The organism is Hymenobacter aranciens (assembly GCF_030580865.1).
GTDB lineage: Bacteria > Bacteroidota > Bacteroidia > Cytophagales > Hymenobacteraceae > Hymenobacter > Hymenobacter aranciens.
The window spans coordinates 97,983-114,016 of sequence record NZ_JAUQSY010000009.1; the positions used below are offsets into that span (position 1 = coordinate 97,983).

Consider the following 16,034-nt stretch of genomic DNA (forward strand, 5'->3'; position numbering starts at 1 on the left):
GACACATCTAACCAACCTGAAGACAATGATGAAAAGCAAAAAGCCCCCGACACTACGCGTGTCGGGGGCTTTGCTACAGGGTCAGTTCGGAACAGCTTACGCCGCTACGGGCTCATCCATCATGCGCGTGAGGCGGCGGTAGATGAAGAACAGCAGGATGGACGAGGCGGCCGAGAGCACCACGAAAATCATGAAGAAGCTGTAGAGGTCGTTGATTTGGATGCCCAGGAAGGTGGGCCACTGGTAGGGAATTTCCAGCTCCTTGAGCTTGGTGACGACGTCGGCCGAGGCCTGGCCGGCGTTGTTGAGGATGGCGGGCAGGTTGATGCCGGCATCGGCGGCTTTCTTGAACTCGCCGGGGCCGGGAGGATAGAGGCCCGAGAGCACGCCGGCCAGCTTGTTGCCGGCGGCGGTAGCCAGGAACCACACGGCCATTAGCAGCGAGGCCAGGCGGGCGGGGGCCAGCTTATTCACCAGCGCCAGGCCGATGGGCGACAGGCAGAGCTCGCCGAAAGTCTGGAGCAGGTACATGGTGATAAGCCAGAACATGCTCACCTTGGTGCTGGCATCGACGCCCTTCACGCCGAAGGCAATGACGAGGTAGCTGATGGCCAGCAGCATCAGGCCGATGGACATTTTGAGGGGTGACGAGGGCTCCAGCCCCTTCTTGCCGAGGGCCGTCCAGAGCACGGCGAAGATGGGCGCGAAGGCGATGATGAACAAGGCGTTGGCCGACTGGAAGTAGGACGCAGGCACAACGGTCGAGCCCAGGTTGCGGTCGGTTTGCTCATCGGCGAAGAAGGTGAGCGAGGCACCGGCCTGCTCAAACGCCCCCCAAAAGAAAATCACGAAGAAGCTCAGGATGAGAATGACGTAGATTTTTTCCTTTTCGCGGCCGGTGAGCGAAGCGTCGGAGAGCACAATCATCGGCATGACAATCATCGACGAGAATACCAGGGCCCCAATCCAGTCGTAGTTCATGAACCAGGCAATGGCGGCGTAAATCAGCACCCCCACGATGGCGATGACGCCCATGCTCATGCCGCCGGTTTTGGCGGGCTGGGCGATGGTTTCGGCGCGCACGGGGGCATCGGTGCCCACAGGCACTACCGGCGAGGCAGCCACGGCGCGCTCCGGCTTAGCGCCGAGCGGTGCGCCAGTGGGCGTGAGTACATACTTGTTTTTCAACAGCTCGAAGGTGGCGCTGCCGATGAGCATGCCGATGCCGGCGGCCAGGAAGCCCCACTTAAAGTCGGCCGCATTGCCGGTATCGCCGAGCGTGCCGCACACCAAGGGCGAGAAGAATGCGCCCAGGTTGATGCCCATGTAGAAGATGGTGTAGGCCGCGTCGACGCGGGTATCGCCCTTGGGGTAGAGGGAGCCCACCATCGAGGAGATATTGGGCTTGAAGAAGCCGTTGCCGAAAATCATCAGCGTGAGGCCGAGGATGAACAAACCCATCTGCGCCGAGGAGGGCGCGGTTTGGCCCGCCATGTACATGCTGGCCGAGCCGAAGAGGGCGAATTGCCCGGCGGCCATCATGAGGCCGCCGGTGAGGATGGAGCGGCGGTTGCCCCAGTAGCGGTCGGCCATGTAGCCGCCCAGCAGCGGCGTCAGGTACACGAGCGAAGTGTAGTTGCCGTAAATGAGCGACGAAGTTTCTTTGCTCATCATCAGGGCCTTGCCCATGTAGAGGGCCAGCAGGGCCCGCATGCCATAGTAGGCAAACCGTTCCCACATTTCGGTGGTGAACAGCACGTACAGGCCCTTGGGGTGACTGGTACTGGCGGAAGGAAGTTGCTCGCTCTGGGCGGTAGCAGTTGCCATAGTGGAAATGGTGGGGTGAATAAGGAGTGAAAGGTGGAGAAAAGGGCCCGGGGTTGCCGAAAATGCAATTGGGGTTGGTAAATCTAGGAAAGTTTTGGCAGTAACTCGCGGCGATGACTATGCGAACTAGCCGCAAAGCGGCGACACGTTGGTAGATAGAAGATGTAGTCAATGAGCCAGAGCCGCAAAGCGGCGGCACCTACCCGGCGCCAAGTGCCGCCGCTTTGCGGCTCTGGTCGTTCTGGCTGCTACATACTACCAACGTGTCGCCGCTTTGCGGCTGAATTGCAACCTGGACTACAACGTCCGCGCTACGGCTCCCTCATTCCGGTAGGCTTTGGCCCGGTAAGCCCCCGGCGACAGCCCCGTTTGCTTGCGGAAAAAGCGGGTGAAGTAGCCGGCATCGGCAAACTGCAGGGCATAGGCAATTTCTGACACCGACAGCGAGGTATAGATAAGGTAGTTGTGGGCCTTGCGCGTCGTGTTGGCGTGCACGATTTGCTGAGCCGTCTTACCCTTCACCGCCTGGCAGATGCGGTTGAGATGCACGGGCGTAATTTTCAGCTCCTGGGCAAACTCGGCGATTTTCTTGCCTGAAGGCGCGGCCCCGATGGCCCGCTGAAACTCCCGGAAATAGTGCAGAGCCCGGTTGGAGCTGTCGGCTTCCTGGCGCTGCTGGTGGTGCAGCAGGCGGTAGATTTTCAGGAACAGGAGCTTGAAATAGGCATTCAGGGCCAGTTGCTTGCCGGGCTGCTCGGAGTGTAGCTCGGTGTGAATGCTTTGCTCCAGGTCGAGCAGGTCGGCAAAGCGTACTTCGGCATTGAAATCGGCGAGAATCTGGAGGGTATTTACTTCGAGCAGCACGGCGGGCGTGGCCTGTAGGATGGTGTCCATCAGGCTCTCGGCCAGCGTGAGGGTGCGGCCCTGCACCTGCGGGCTGAAAGTGAAGCCGTGCACCGCCCCGGCCGGAATAAGCACGATGCAGGGCGTGCGCAGCTCGATGGGCGTGGCGGCGGCGTGGAAAATGGCCCGGCCCGCTTCTAGGAAAAAGAGCTGGAACAGGTTGGGGTGCAGGTGCGGCTTGAGGCCCCAGTCGGTGAGGCGGTTGCGCGGCAGGATTAGCTCGCTCTGGAGGTAATCGTGGCGGACGAGGGCTTTGTCGTCGCCGTAGAGGCCGTTGTAGTGGGCTATTTTTTCGCCTGTCATGCTGAACGCAGTGAAGCATCTTGTCAGGCTCGAACGAGCAGTAATTTATTCCTTCTCACAAAAAGTCGTTCCGGCGTGAGAGGATGCTTCACTGCGTTCAGCATGACAGGAGGCGGCATGTTTGATTTGTCCCAGTAAAGGTGCAAAATGTTTCACGAACTCCACTCCCGGCGTTTCGTACCTTTGTATCGTCTATTTTCCATTCCCACCCATCCATTTCACTCTCATGTCCGAGCCCACTGCTCCCCTACCGAACGCCCTCGACCGTCTGCGGCCGTTGGGTTTTTCCCAGGCTGGTACCGTGCATCTCAACCTCACGCCGGCCGAGCTCGTTGAGCGCGCCCTGTGCCACGGCGAAGGTCACCTCACCGACACCGGCGCCCTGATGTGCGACACCGGCAAGTTCACCGGCCGCTCGCCCAAGGACCGCTTCGTCGTGAAAGACGAAAACACCGCCGACAGCGTGTGGTGGGGCGACATCAACATCGCCTTCGACCCCGCGAAATTTGACCAGCTGCACGAGAAAATGCTGGCCTACCTGGCCGACAAGGAGCTGTACGTGCGCGAAGCCTACGCCGGCGCCAACCCCGACTACCGCCTGAAGCTGCGCGTGGTAAACGAGTTGGCCTGGCACAATTTGTTTTGCTACAACATGTTTATCCGCCCCGAAGAAGGCGCGGATACGTCGTGGACGCCCGACTTCAGCATCATCTGCGCCCCCGGCTTCGAGGCTGACCCCGAAGTGGACGGCACTCGCCAGCCCAACTTCGCCATCATCAACTTCATCAAGAAGATGATTCTCATCGGCGGCACGGGCTACGCCGGCGAGATGAAAAAAGGCATTTTCGGGGTGCTGAACTACCTGCTGCCCCACGAGCACAACACGCTCAGCATGCACTGCTCGGCCAACAAGGGCAAGGACGGCGACACGGCCATCTTCTTCGGCCTCTCGGGCACCGGCAAAACGACCCTTTCGGCCGACCCCAACCGCGGCCTCATCGGCGACGACGAGCACGGCTGGACGCCCGACGCCGGCATCTTCAACTTCGAAGGCGGCTGCTACGCTAAGGTGATTGACCTGAGCGCGAAGAAAGAGCCCGAAATCTGGAATGCCATTAAGTTTGGCGCCATCGTGGAAAACACGCGCTTCGTGCCCGGCACCCACACCGTGGACTACGCCAACAAGAGCGTAACCGAAAACACCCGCACGGCCTACCCACTAAATTTCATTCCGAACGCCGTGGAGCCCAGCGTGGCCGACGCGCCGAAGAATATTTTCTTCCTCACGGCTGATGCGTTTGGGGTGATTCCGCCCATCAGCAAGCTCGATAAGTCGCACGCCATGTACCACTTCATGAGCGGCTACACCGCCAAAGTGGCCGGTACCGAAATGGGCGTGACCGAGCCGCAGACCACGTTCTCGGCCTGCTTCGGCGCCGTGTTCCTGCCCCTGCACCCCACCAAATACGCCGAGATGCTGGGCCACAAGATGGACGAGAACCCCGACGTGAACGTGTGGCTCATCAACACCGGCTGGACCGGCGGCGCCTACGGCACCGGCCACCGCATGAAGCTCGACCACACCCGCGCCATGATTACGGCCGCCCTCGAAGGCAAGCTCAACGAGGTGAAGTTCCAGGCCCACCCCATCTTCGGCGTGCAGGTGCCCAAGGCCGTGCCCGGCGTACCCGCCGAAATTCTGGACCCGCGCAACACCTGGGCCGATAAAGACGCCTACGACCAGACCGCCAGCGAGCTGGCCGATAAATTCGTAGCCAACTTCAAGAAATACGCCGACTTCGCCAACGAAGAAATTCTGGCCGGCGCACCCAAAGTAGCCGTCGAAGCGTAAAGGCTGCCGTGCTTCAGGCACTCACCAAATGCGAAAGCCCCGCCAGTTGCAGCTGGCGGGGCTTTTTTGCTTCTTATCCCATGCGGTCCCTTAATCCTTTGATAATTGCAACTATACCAACCATCAGGATACCAATAGGCGCAGTAAAACTAGTTTGGTTTAACTCAATGTAAGTAATTACCATAAATCCCAAACCTAGCACTAAAATGACGATGCCAACGGTCAGGTACATACCAGCCGCTTTGCGTTTCTGCTTCGCTTGCTCTGACTTAATAAACTGGTAACTGCGGTAATAGTCATCCGCTAATGCAGGCGCTTGCTCACCCGCGCCTTCTTCCACAAGCATGGCCATAACTGCTTCCCGGCTTTGATTGAGCCAATACATCTGGACTGCCTTTTTCTTAGCGTAAGATTCGCGGTATTTCATACTGGCAAATTGGGATTGTAATTCATGATTGCCAGCAAATGTAAAAACTTCAATTGCACTAATGCCGGGCAGCTACCGAGTATTAACCCAGTTGCTGCCCGGCATTTCTTGGCAATAGATGCAATTTAGTTGCTACGAGTAGCGTCCGTAGCGGCGGTTATCCGGCCCAGGCTGGGCCGGCTTTTTGGTGGCGGCGCGGCCCAGCCAGGCGGCCAGGGCTACGCCGGCCCCGGCCAGTAGCGCGGTGCGCAGGGCGGGGCTGCCGGTGGTGATGGCCTCGGTGTAGAAGCTGGTTTCGCGGGTGTGGCCGGGGTAGTTGCCGCGCTCCTTGAGCTTGCCGGCGGCGTGGTCGAGGCCGTTTTGGTTGAGGGGGCGCGGGGCGTAATCGGCCTTTTCCTGATGCACGAAGGCTTTTTCCATGTACTGGTCGAAGAGTACGGGCGTCCAGCGCTTCATGCCGATGAAGGCGCGGCCGCCGCCGCCCACCACGATGTCGCGTTCGGGCGTGGTGCAGGCGTGGATGATGGCGCGGGCCACAGTGTCGGGGGCATAGGCGGGCGGGCCGTGCTTGGCCTCACGCTCCATGTAGTTTTTGGCGTGGATGGTGTAGGGCGTATCGATGGACGAGGGCTGGATGAGCGTCACCGACACGGGCGCGCCGTCCATTTCCAGCTCCATGCGCAGGCCGTCGTTGAAGCCCTTCACGGCGTGCTTGCTGGCCGAGTAGATGGTTTGTAGGATGGCCGTGACGTCGGACAGGATGCTGCCCACGTTGATGATGGCGCCGCCCTTGCTTCTCAGGTGCTTCGCGGCTTCCAGCGAGCCGTACACCAGGCCCCAGAAGTTGGTTTCGAACACCTTGCGCATGTCTTCGATGGGCACCTGCTCCAGCTTGCCGTAGATGGAAGCCCCAGCATTGTTGACCCAGGTGTCGTAGCCGCCGAACGTGGCCTGGGCGGCAGCGGCAATGCGGCGCACGTCGTCTTGGCTGCTCACGTCGGCCACCACGTAAGTGGCCCGGCCGCCCGCCTGGGTGATTTCGTCGGTAAGCTGGCGCAGGGCGTCTTCGCTGCGGGCGGCCAGCACCAGCCGGGCGCCTTCTTTGGCGGCTAGGCGGGCCGTGACGAGGCCGATGCCCGACGAGGCGCCGGTGATGACCACAACCTGCTCATTGAGTTTTTTAAGCTTCATTTTCATGTAAGAAAGGAAACGGGAAATGGAACGTATGCCTGGAGGTACGACCAGCCGCCCGCGCTTGTTATGGCCGAGATTGAGTTCGGCGCCCGGTTTTTGGCGCCCGTTTGTTGGCCGTAATCCCGTTCTTTGCGCCCATGCACACCTTCTTCGCCCCCGACCTCGCCGGCCCCACCCACACCCTGCCCGAAGACGAAAGCAAGCACGCCGTGCGCGTGCTGCGCCTCGGCCCCGGCGACGCCGTGGAGCTGCTCGACGGGCGTGGCGGCCGCTACCAAGCCGAAGTAGCCGATGCCAACCCCAAGCGCTGCCAGCTGCGCATCACCGCCCACGAAACCAGCCCGCCCCGGGCCACCTACACCCACGTAGCCGTGGCCCCCACCAAAAACCTCGACCGCATGGAGTGGCTGGTCGAAAAAGCCGTGGAAGTGGGCATTGAGCGCCTCACCTTCCTGCGTTGCGCCCGCTCCGAGCGCCGCGAGCTGAAGCTAGAGCGGCTGGAAAAAATTGCCATCAGTGCGCTCAAGCAGAGCGGCCAGACCTGGCTGCCGCAGCTGGATGATATGACGGATTTCGCCGCCTTCGTGGCGGAAGTGGAGCCGGAAACGGCCTTTATTGCCCACTTGGAAGAAGGCGAGCGCACCGAATTGAAGCAGGTGGTCGGCAACGCGCCACGCTGCTGCGTGCTGATTGGGCCGGAGGGAGATTTTACGCCCGCCGAAATTGCGCTGGCGCTGGGCCGGGGCATCCGGCCGGTGTCGCTGGGCGCGTCGCGGCTCCGCACGGAGACTGCCGCGCTGGCGGCGGTGTTTGCGGCGCAATTGTGCCGCTGACAACAGCTTATTCCGCAAGCAGCCTGGCAACTAATGTATTATCGGTTAACCTGCCATCAATTATGCTTACGGGTTTACCACTGCACTTATATTGCCACCCCAGACTGATTGCTCGCATGATGCAGTGCTCTATAATTGCCGGAGTAATTTCCTTCAGATAGCCAAGGCTTTCTATTTCATAAGACTCATAACCAGTGCGTGAATAGCCGATGTGAGCAATAAAAAGCTGGCCGCCATTCGCATGTTGAATTGGAATATTGAGCTGTGCTTCATGCCTTTCTTCATGCGAAACCCTTCTTCTTACTTTCCAAACAAAGTTCTCTCCACCAACCTGAATAGTACGCAGACCTTTCTTCGCTAAAGCCATATTATAGGAAACCGCAGGTTTTATGAACGTTTTAGTGGTCTATTGTAGCGCCGACTCATCCGCCTGTGCGTCCTGCTCCGCCAGCCGCTTCGCCTCCGCTTTGGCTAGCTTCTTCTTGCGCCAAGGCGCGTCCTGCTCCCAGTCGCCGGCCATGATGCAGCCGTAGGGCTGGATTTCATCCACCGTCGTGGCGAGGTCAAATTCAACGATTTGGCGCTTTACTTCCTCGGCGTTTTTGTAGGCACTGGGTAGCTCCGATACGTCGATGCGGTTGAAGAAAAAGCGGGCGTCGATGCCCTGGGTTTCTTCGGCAAATACCTGCTCGTCGGTTTTGCCCACGATGCTGCGCTTGTGGCGGGTGCGGCTGAGGTTGCGGCCGGCGCCGTGAGGGGCGAAGCCCAGATTATTGGCCGTGGTGTGGCCTTCCACGATGAGGATGGGCTGGGCCATATTCAGTGGAATGATGCGCGGGCCGGTAATGTCGGGCAGGAATTTGGGGTCAAGCGGGGTGGCGCCTTTGGCGTGGTAGAACACGTCGCCGTCGCGGAAGACGAAGTTGTGCTCGTTCCAGAAGCGTTGCTGCACCGGCGCGCCCAGCCGCTCGGCAATGGTATCGTGCAGCACCAAGTGGTTCTGCTTGGTCCACTTGCGCACCGTTTGCAGGGCGCGCCAATAATTCTGGCCTTCTTCCGAATCAATGGGAATCCAGGCGTTGGCGGGGGCGGTTTCGGGCGACAGCACCTGGCGGAAACGCTCGGCCACCACCATACCATTCTTGTAGAGCAGCGCGCCCACGCCGCGCGAGCCGTGGTGCGTCACGAGCACCGTGTCGCCGGTGTTGCGCGAGGTGCCCACGTAGAGGAAATGGTTGCCGTCGCCCTGCGTGCCGAGGTGCTCGCGGGCAAAATTCAGGCTGCGCAGCGAGCTCAGGAACGGGTTGGATTTCATTTCCTGCTCGATTTCGGCGGGCAGCTCGAACTGGTGCTCCCGCTCGCGCCCACCGGGGCCGAAGTGGGTAATTTGCTGGGCAATGTCGAGCACCGTTTTCGGGTCGGCCTGGCCCAAATTAGTCAGCATCACCGAACAGCAGATGTCGGCCGAATGCATGCCGGGGTGGATGGCCCCGCGCGTGGCCACCACGCCGCCCACCGGAATGGTACCCACCGGCCCGGCCGGGCAAGCGTCGGGCATCACGGCGCCGGCCACCACCGTGGGCGTGCGCATAAGCTGCTGCATCGAGAGGCGCACGCAGTCGATGTTATCCTGCTCCACGGCCGTTTCGGCGCGGATATTCTCATGAAAAGGCAGCGGCTGGGGTAGCAGCGGCACGGCCGGGGGCGGCCCCACCTGGTCGAGGTAGGCGCGGAGTTCGTCGCCGCTCAGCTCGTGGGCGTTGATGTGCTCCAGGGCTTCTTTGAACCACTTGCCGGATTTATAGCCGAGGTCGAGGAGGTCTTTGCCGGTTACCATAACAGGGGAATTGAGGTAAAGCCGGCAAGTTAAGCCGGCGCTACTTTACTTGCCGAGTACCATGCGAGATAAATAACTGGCGCAACGCTGCCAGGTGCGCCAACAGCACCAGCGGCACCACGCAGCCCGGCAGCCACACGAAGGGAAAGTGCAGAATGGCCACGTTGGGCTGCTCGAAGGCAAAGCGCTGCAAGGGCGTGGGGGCCGAAAGCAGCGCGTTGATGACGATATTGAGCAGCAAGCCCAGGCAGAGGAAATTCCAGACCAGCAACCCGGTAGTGCCCACTTGCTTTTTCCGAAAAGCGAAATAAAACACCACCGGGGCTGTGAGTCCGGCCAGGATGTCGTAGTTGCGGCCCTCAAACGTCATCAGCTGCGGAATGGCATGGTGGAGGTACAGCCCAAACAGCACCAGTTCGACCGGGATGCGCACGATGTGCAATAAGGTCAGCACCTCCAGGCGCAGGCTGTCGAGGTAGCACCGACCGGCGGCCGTCAGCAACAAACCGAGAATCAGCAGTAGCGGCGGCCCCAGCAGCAGTGCTAGGCGAGGCGGCAGGCTGTCCGTAACGGTATAAAATCCGCTCAAGCCCACGCCCGCCTGCAGCAGCAGCCACACCAGTAGCACCGCCAGCGTGCGCCCCGAACGTCGGGCGGCCAGATAAAATATGCCAATGGCGAGGGAGGTGGTGGCCCCAAAAGTAAGGGGGAGAATAAGTGGCAGCGTTTTCATGAGCAGAACGGGATAAATGTGCTGCAAAGGACGTTACCACTCCTCCCCCATCACTTACCAAATGACAAGAAACGCCCGCCTACCTTTTGCCTCCGCCTTTGCGAATGCGACTCAGCGAGGTATCGGTGATGCCCAGGTACGACGCCACGTACTTCAGCGGCGTGTGCTGGAATAGCGCGGGCTGGCTGCGCAGCAGCTGCTCGTAGCGGACAGCGGCGGGCTCGGTAATGGTGGCCAGCATGCGGTTTTTGAGGGCCGCAAAGCCGCGCACGAGGACCGAGCGGCCGAAATCGCGAAAATCGTTTCGACTGTGAAACAGCTCGTTCAGCTGCGTGAAGCTGATGCGCCAACCCTGGCACTCGTTGAGGGCCTGCAGGTATTCGAGCGAGGGTGTGCGCTGGAAAAAGGAAGCTACTTCCAAAGCCACCTGCCCGGGACCGTAGAAGCCGGTAGTAATATCCTGCCCGTCGATATCATAGGCAAAGGCGCGCAAAAAGCCCTGGTCAAGAAAAACGTAATCGTCGCTCACCTGCCCGGCGCGTAGCAGAAACTCGTTTTTGCCGATGGTTTTGGCCGTGAATTCCTGGGCTATTTCTTCGGCTTGCGGCTGCGTGATACGGCCGCCGGTTTGCAGGAATTGAATAAGTTGGGCGCGGTCGGCCATTTACTGCTTTTTGAAGGGCAATATAGCGTACGTATACACGTAGCAGCCGACGCAGAAGCCCGCGAGCCCTTCCAGCAGAGCGCATACCAGCAATGCTGCCACCAGCGCAGTGGTCAGATAAGTGAATTGCAGCGCGATTCCCAGCCCAATCAGCGTGCAAAAAACAGTCCCCAGCAGCGCCGCAAACTTCTTCGGCGCAGCGAGCGTGGGCCGGGCCCGCAGGCCAATCAGACGCACGATACGCCGCGCCAGCCACCGCACCAAGCTCCAATCGCCCGCCGTGAAAGCCCGAATGGCAAAATCCGCCGCCAATACAGCCATTAGCCAGAAGCTATTGAAAAATAGCGCACTGCTTACCCACAGTACCGTGATACCCGCCGCTACCCGCGCTGCATTTTCATCGACCCGCTCCTCCGAAACCGGGCAGACCAGTTGATTGACTGTCTCCATGCGTTTGAAATCGTCAACGAGCCGCCTTTGTTTAAAACTCCGGATGCCGCGCGCTAGCCCGGCGGGAACGAACTTTGCGCCAATCCGACTTTATTTACCAGCCGCGCCCCGCTTAATTCCCGGCCGGGCCGCCTGCTTCTCAATATGCTGAAATCATTGCTTCTCTCGGCGGCGCTGCTGCTCACCGCTGCCGGTCCCTCGGCCTACAGCTTTCGCGTGGCCAAGCTGCACTACGGCGGCGGCGGCGACTGGTACGCCAACAAAACCTCGCTGCCCAACCTCATCAGCTTCTGCAACCAGAGCCTGAAAACCAACATCGCGCCCGAAGAAGCTACCGTGGAACTCGACGCGCCCGAGCTCCTCACCTACCCCTTCGTGCACATGACCGGGCACGGCAACGTGAGCTTCACCGCCGCCGAGGCCCGTAACCTGCGCCGCTACCTCACTGGCGGCGGCTTCCTGCACATCGACGATAATTACGGCCTCGACAAGTTCATCCGGCCCGAGATGAAGAAGGTATTCCCCGAGCTGGACTTTCTGGAGCTGCCCTATTCCCACCCCATCTACCACCAGAAATACCAGTTCCCGACCGGCCTGCCTAAAGTGCATGAGCACGATGGCAAGCGCCCGCAGGGCTTCGGCATGCTTTACAAAGGCCGCCTGGTGTGCTTCTATAGCTTCGAGTGTGACCTTGGCAACGGCTGGGAAGACGTGGGCACCTACCCCGAAGACTCGCCCGCCACGCACGAGGCCGCCCTGCGCATGGGCGCTAATCTGATGAGCTACGCCCTGACGCAAAACTAATTATGTAGCAAGCCTTAGCTTGCCGTCAGTACCTTAAAAATGTCGCCGCTGTAAAATCTCGCTCAGCACGAACGCCGCCCGTACGCTTTCGGGCCGGGCCAGCAGTTGGCGCACCGCTACTACCGTCGGCACACTTGGCGGCGGCAGCTCGGCTTGCTGGCGGGCGCGCTGCTGCCAGTAGTCTTCTATCGGCACCTCGCGGGAAGCGCGGGGCAGCGCGGCGGCAAAAACCGGCGTCAGCGCCGGGCGCTCCTGCGATTTTGGGCGAATGTCGGTGCGCTCCTGCGAGCGGGCGGGCTGGGCTTTGGCCTGCGGCATGGGCCGCCCGCCCGGCGTGCGTCGGGTATTGGAAACGGCTGGACGAGACTGCTGCTCAGACCTTGACGCTTCGCTGCTGGCAGGTGCCACGTTGCGCGCCTGCATCTGCTTCAGCATTTCCTGGAAGCTGGCGGCGGGCAGTTCCGGCACGGATGGGCGCGCAGGCCGTTCCTGCGTTTCGCGGGCCGCATTGTCGCGCATTTTCTTCACCATTCGCACCACGAAAGCTACGACGGCAAACAGCACCCAAAGCAACGTGAAGACCTTTTCCATAGTGCTGTAACGCGGAATTACATTCCGTGAATGGTGAATATGCAGTAGCTGCCCTAAGCGGCACCCGGGGCTACTTCGGCAAGGTAGCGAACCGCGGGCAAATCAATGCCTGAGCCCGGCGCGTGATAAAACTCCGCATTACAGCCCTTACCGCACACCCTGGTCGGGGAAGCGGCCCGGCTTGGTGCGGTAGAAGGCTTTGATTGTTTCCAAATCAGCCTCGTAATCCCCCGTCGGATAGATGCAGGGCCCCACGCCGGCTTCCTTGTTTTTATAGTCGAGGTAGCCTAGCTGAATGGGGACGCCCGCCTGCATAGCCGCGTGGTAAAAGCCTTTGCGCCACTTCGGCTGGTACTTGCGGGTGCCTTCGGGCGTGATGAGAATCACCAGTTCATCGTGCAACTCAAACAGGCGCACCATGCCATCGACGAGGCTGTTGTTCTTGCTACGGTCGACGGCGATGCCACCCAGCGACTGCACCAGCCGGCCCAGCAGCGGGATGGTAGTCCACTCTTTTTTGATGGTCAGCTTCACATCCACGTCCATCAGAAAAAACGCGGCGCGGGCGTACATAAAATCCCAGTTGCTGGTGTGTGGTGCGGCAATCATTATGCTTTTCTTGACGCCGGGCGCCACGCGCGTGCCCAGGTGCCAGCCGGTTATCCAAAACCAGAAGCGCGAGAAAAGATACCAGAACGTGGAAGTTTTACGGGGAGTGGACATGTAGAAAACGAAGACAACCGCCGTCAGCAGACCACAGCGGAGGGTCAAAACTAGGAAAATACCGGGAAACGGGCGGCGCTACGCCAGCAGGGCATGCAGCTCGGCCGCCCGGCTCAGCGTGTAACGGTAGCCCAGCTCAAACAGTTGGGGCGCCCGGCGGTAATCGAACACGCGCAACTGCGCCAGCCCCGGCGGCTCCAGCAGCAGGTGGCAGCGCGCCATACTGGGCCGGGTGTTGCCGTGCAGCGCCAGGTGAAATGTGCGCTCCAGCAGCCGGGGCAGCCCACCTAGCTGTGCTGCCGTGCGCTGACCTACGGGGTTACTATTTACGCCTACTACTTTCTCGGTCGGAGCCGCCGTGACCAGCAGTGCTTCCACCGGCAGCAGGTTCAGAATACCACCGTCAACCAAGAGTTGGCTTTGGTATTCGACGGGCTTAAATAACAATGGCACCGCCGTAGTGCCTAGCAGCGGCGGCAGCAGCAGGCCCGTATCAAAGCCCACCGCAGCACCTGCCAGCAAATCGGTAGCAACCACGATTAAAGGCTTTTGCAGCTGCTCGAACTGCGCCTCACTCCCACCCAGCAGCCGCGCTAGCTCCTGCGCAATACCGCCCGTCGAAAGGATTCCGCGCCAGCTAAAAGCCGGCCGCATTAGCAACTTAACCAAACTTGCTCGCTCGATTTCCTGCAGAATCTTCCGCGGCGGCATCCCCGCCGCATACAGCGCCGCCACAATGGCCCCGGAGCTGACGCCCGCCAATCGCGCCACCGGGATTTGCAGCTCGTCCAGCGCCGCCAGCACGCCGATGTGCGCAATCCCCCTGGCTCCGCCGCCGGAAAGAGCAAGGGATAAGTGGTTCATGGAATGCGGAGTAGGGTTTAGCTTGCCGTGTTGGGTGTTCCGAAATGCAACTCCAAGCACTTACAAATCAGCCAGCCGCAACGTTTCTCTCAGCCGTACTCCCTTCTCCGTATGTTGCACCGTACAAGCCTCATTCACCGAGTCATGCTCCAGCAGTAGCACCCAGTTTTCATCGGCCGCACGGCGCAGCACGTCTTCTTTTTCAGCCAGCGTTTGCAGCGGCCGCATATCATAGCCCATCACATAGGGAAGCGGGATGTGCCCTGTGCTAGGCAGTAAATCAGCCATGTACGCCAGCTTACGGCCTTTATAATTCAGCACCGGCACCATCATTTTCTCCGTGTGGCCGTCGGCGAAAATCAGGTCGCTAAACTGCGGCAGCGCCACCAAACCTTCGGCTGCTGAGTTGATAAACTTCAGCTGCCCGCTTTCCTGAATCGGCAGGATATTTTCCTTTAGGAAGCTGGCTTTCTCGCGGGCATTGGGCATCACGGCCCAATCCCAATGCGCCTGGTTGCTCCAGAAAGTAGCAGTGGGAAACGCCACCCGCAAGGTGCCATCGGCCTCCCGCTGCACCGAGCCGCCGCAGTGGTCGAAATGCAAGTGCGTCAGAAACACATCGGTAATATCGGTGCTGCTGAAACCCAGCTGGCGCAGGGAGCTTTCCAGCGAGGCATCACCGTGCAGATAAAAGTGGCCGCGAAACTTCTCGTCCTGCTTGTTCCCGATACCAGTATCGATGAGCAGCAGCCGGTTGCCGTCTTCAATTAGTAGGCAGCGCATGGCCCAGGTGCACATATTGTTGGCGTCGGCCGGATTGGTTTTCTGCCAGATAGCCTTGGGCACCACGCCAAACATGGCGCCGCCGTCAAGCTTAAAAAGCCCGGTATCGAGGGTATGAATTGTCATGAAGTCAATGTGCAATCAGCAATTAATAATGAGCAATAGCCCAGCATCAGCAAAAATCATTGTCCATTGCTGATTGCACATTGCTCATTGACTTTATTCCACTACCACCCCCATGGCCGAAAACTTATCAATCCGCTGCGAAATCCGCTCATCGGCGGGCACGGCCGCCAGTTCATCCAGCGTTTTGATGAGGGTTTTCTTCAGTGTCTTAATCATCGTGTCGGGGTCGGTATGCGCGCCGCCCAGGGGCTCCTTCACGATACCATCTACAAGGCCTGCCTTCTGCATATCGGTCGCCGTCAGCTTCAAGGCTTCAGCCGCCTGCTCTTTATAATCCCAGGAGCGCCACAGAATGCTGGAGCACGATTCAGGCGAAATTACCGAGTACCAGGTGTTTTCCAGCATCAGTACCCGGTCGCCGATGGCGATGCCCAAAGCCCCACCGCTGGCCCCTTCGCCAATGATGACGCAGATAACCGGCACCTTGAGCATGAACATTTCCTTGAGGTTACGGGCAATGGCTTCGCCTTGACCTCGCTCCTCGGCTTCTAGGCCTGGAAAAGCGCCGGGCGTGTCAATCAGGGTCACGATGGGCTTACCGAATTTCTCGGCCATCTTCATCAGGCGCAGGGCTTTGCGGTACCCCTCGGGGTTGGGCATGCCAAAATTGCGGAACTGGCGCTGCTTGGTATTGTGCCCCTTCTGCTGGCCGATAAACATAACGGTGCGCCCATCGAGCTCACCGAAGCCGCCTACCATGGCCTTATCGTCGGCCACGGTGCGGTCGCCGTGCAGCTCCACAAACTTCTCGGCCATGCCGCCGATATAGTCGAGCGTGTAGGGCCGCTCTGGGTGGCGCGAGAGCTGCACGCGCTGCCAGCGCGTCAGGTTAGCGTAGGTTTCCTTCTTGAGGTCTTTTATTTTCTTCTCCAGCGCCGCGACGGCATCGCTGACGTCCACGTCAGAATCGGCCGCAAGCTGTTGCATTTCTTTTAGTTTGCCTTCAAGTGCGGCAATGGGTTGTTCAAAATCGAGGAGCATGAACGACGGGTGGGGTGGTTTGGAAATCTGATTCGGGCAGCCGCAGGCAAACAGGCGCAGTTTGGACGGGGCTCAAAAC

General features: G+C 59.9%; 17 protein-coding genes. 3 read left to right on the forward strand and 14 right to left on the reverse strand.

Annotated features, from left to right (window positions below):
• Positions 1 to 96: 96 nt before the first annotated feature.
• Both Q5H93_RS14565 and Q5H93_RS14570 read right to left on the reverse strand, forming a co-directional pair.
• Positions 97 to 1,827: a peptide MFS transporter gene (locus tag Q5H93_RS14565; protein ID WP_305007299.1), complete on the reverse strand. Its 1,731-nt coding sequence runs from the start codon at positions 1,825 to 1,827 to the stop codon at positions 97 to 99.
• 297 nt (positions 1,828 to 2,124) lie between these two features.
• Entirely contained in the window at positions 2,125 to 3,033 is a 909-nt protein-coding gene (locus tag Q5H93_RS14570; protein WP_305007300.1) for an AraC family transcriptional regulator, read from the reverse strand.
• Positions 3,034 to 3,259: 226 nt separating this feature from the next.
• Between Q5H93_RS14570 and pckA the strand changes: the two genes are divergently transcribed.
• Positions 3,260 to 4,885: a phosphoenolpyruvate carboxykinase (ATP) gene (pckA, locus tag Q5H93_RS14575; protein ID WP_305007301.1), complete on the forward strand. Its 1,626-nt coding sequence runs from the start codon at positions 3,260 to 3,262 to the stop codon at positions 4,883 to 4,885.
• Between the two features lie 73 nt (positions 4,886 to 4,958).
• Here the strand turns inward: pckA and Q5H93_RS14580 are convergent, their stop codons facing one another.
• Positions 4,959 to 5,312 (reverse strand): hypothetical protein, encoded by a 354-nt coding sequence (locus tag Q5H93_RS14580; protein ID WP_305007302.1) that lies wholly within the window; start codon positions 5,310 to 5,312, stop codon positions 4,959 to 4,961.
• A gap of 132 nt (positions 5,313 to 5,444) precedes the next feature.
• Positions 5,445 to 6,503, reverse strand: a complete 1,059-nt coding sequence (locus Q5H93_RS14585; protein ID WP_305007303.1) for an SDR family oxidoreductase — start codon at positions 6,501 to 6,503, stop codon at positions 5,445 to 5,447.
• A 140-nt stretch (positions 6,504 to 6,643) separates the two neighbouring features.
• Between Q5H93_RS14585 and Q5H93_RS14590 the strand changes: the two genes are divergently transcribed.
• Positions 6,644 to 7,339 carry a 16S rRNA (uracil(1498)-N(3))-methyltransferase gene (locus Q5H93_RS14590; protein ID WP_305007304.1) on the forward strand — a complete coding sequence of 232 codons (696 nt, stop codon included), beginning with the start codon at positions 6,644 to 6,646 and terminating at the stop codon, positions 7,337 to 7,339.
• A gap of 7 nt (positions 7,340 to 7,346) precedes the next feature.
• Here Q5H93_RS14590 and Q5H93_RS14595 read toward each other — a convergent pair whose 3' ends face one another.
• The 5 genes from Q5H93_RS14595 to Q5H93_RS14615 all read right to left on the reverse strand — a co-directional run bounded on the left by Q5H93_RS14595 (position 7,347) and on the right by Q5H93_RS14615 (position 11,023).
• The gene (locus Q5H93_RS14595) at positions 7,347 to 7,706 is read right to left on the reverse strand and encodes a hypothetical protein (protein ID WP_305007305.1); all 360 of its coding nucleotides are present in this window, start codon (positions 7,704 to 7,706) and stop codon (positions 7,347 to 7,349) included.
• A 39-nt stretch (positions 7,707 to 7,745) separates the two neighbouring features.
• Positions 7,746 to 9,176, reverse strand: coding sequence for an RtcB family protein (locus Q5H93_RS14600; RefSeq protein ID WP_305007306.1), 1,431 nt, complete (start codon positions 9,174 to 9,176; stop codon positions 7,746 to 7,748).
• A 40-nt stretch (positions 9,177 to 9,216) separates the two neighbouring features.
• On the reverse strand, positions 9,217 to 9,909 hold the full coding sequence (locus tag Q5H93_RS14605) for a DUF8737 domain-containing protein (RefSeq protein ID WP_305007307.1): 693 nt from the start codon (positions 9,907 to 9,909) through the stop codon (positions 9,217 to 9,219).
• 79 nt (positions 9,910 to 9,988) lie between these two features.
• Positions 9,989 to 10,573, reverse strand: coding sequence for a Crp/Fnr family transcriptional regulator (locus Q5H93_RS14610; RefSeq protein WP_305007308.1), 585 nt, complete (start codon positions 10,571 to 10,573; stop codon positions 9,989 to 9,991).
• A complete protein-coding gene (locus tag Q5H93_RS14615) occupies positions 10,574 to 11,023 on the reverse strand; it encodes a DUF4395 domain-containing protein (RefSeq protein ID WP_305007309.1) in 450 nt (149 codons plus the stop codon).
• Positions 11,024 to 11,167: 144 nt separating this feature from the next.
• Here Q5H93_RS14615 and Q5H93_RS14620 point away from each other — a divergent pair, with 144 nt between their 5' ends.
• A complete protein-coding gene (locus tag Q5H93_RS14620; protein ID WP_305007310.1) occupies positions 11,168 to 11,827 on the forward strand; it encodes a DUF4159 domain-containing protein in 660 nt (219 codons plus the stop codon).
• A gap of 33 nt (positions 11,828 to 11,860) precedes the next feature.
• On the opposite strand, the gene Q5H93_RS14625 is transcribed toward Q5H93_RS14620, so the two are convergent.
• The 5 genes from Q5H93_RS14625 to Q5H93_RS14645 all read right to left on the reverse strand — a co-directional run bounded on the left by Q5H93_RS14625 (position 11,861) and on the right by Q5H93_RS14645 (position 15,955).
• A complete protein-coding gene (locus Q5H93_RS14625; protein ID WP_305007311.1) occupies positions 11,861 to 12,418 on the reverse strand; it encodes a hypothetical protein in 558 nt (185 codons plus the stop codon).
• Between the two features lie 147 nt (positions 12,419 to 12,565).
• On the reverse strand, positions 12,566 to 13,141 hold the full coding sequence (locus tag Q5H93_RS14630) for a 1-acyl-sn-glycerol-3-phosphate acyltransferase (protein ID WP_305007312.1): 576 nt from the start codon (positions 13,139 to 13,141) through the stop codon (positions 12,566 to 12,568).
• Between the two features lie 78 nt (positions 13,142 to 13,219).
• Complete coding sequence (locus Q5H93_RS14635; protein ID WP_305007313.1) at positions 13,220 to 14,005, reverse strand: patatin-like phospholipase family protein; 786 nt, start codon at positions 14,003 to 14,005, stop codon at positions 13,220 to 13,222.
• Between the two features lie 60 nt (positions 14,006 to 14,065).
• Entirely contained in the window at positions 14,066 to 14,914 is an 849-nt protein-coding gene (locus tag Q5H93_RS14640) for an MBL fold metallo-hydrolase (protein ID WP_305007314.1), read from the reverse strand.
• 93 nt (positions 14,915 to 15,007) lie between these two features.
• On the reverse strand, positions 15,008 to 15,955 hold the full coding sequence (locus tag Q5H93_RS14645) for an acetyl-CoA carboxylase carboxyltransferase subunit alpha (RefSeq protein WP_305007315.1): 948 nt from the start codon (positions 15,953 to 15,955) through the stop codon (positions 15,008 to 15,010).
• Positions 15,956 to 16,034: the final 79 nt, after the last annotated feature.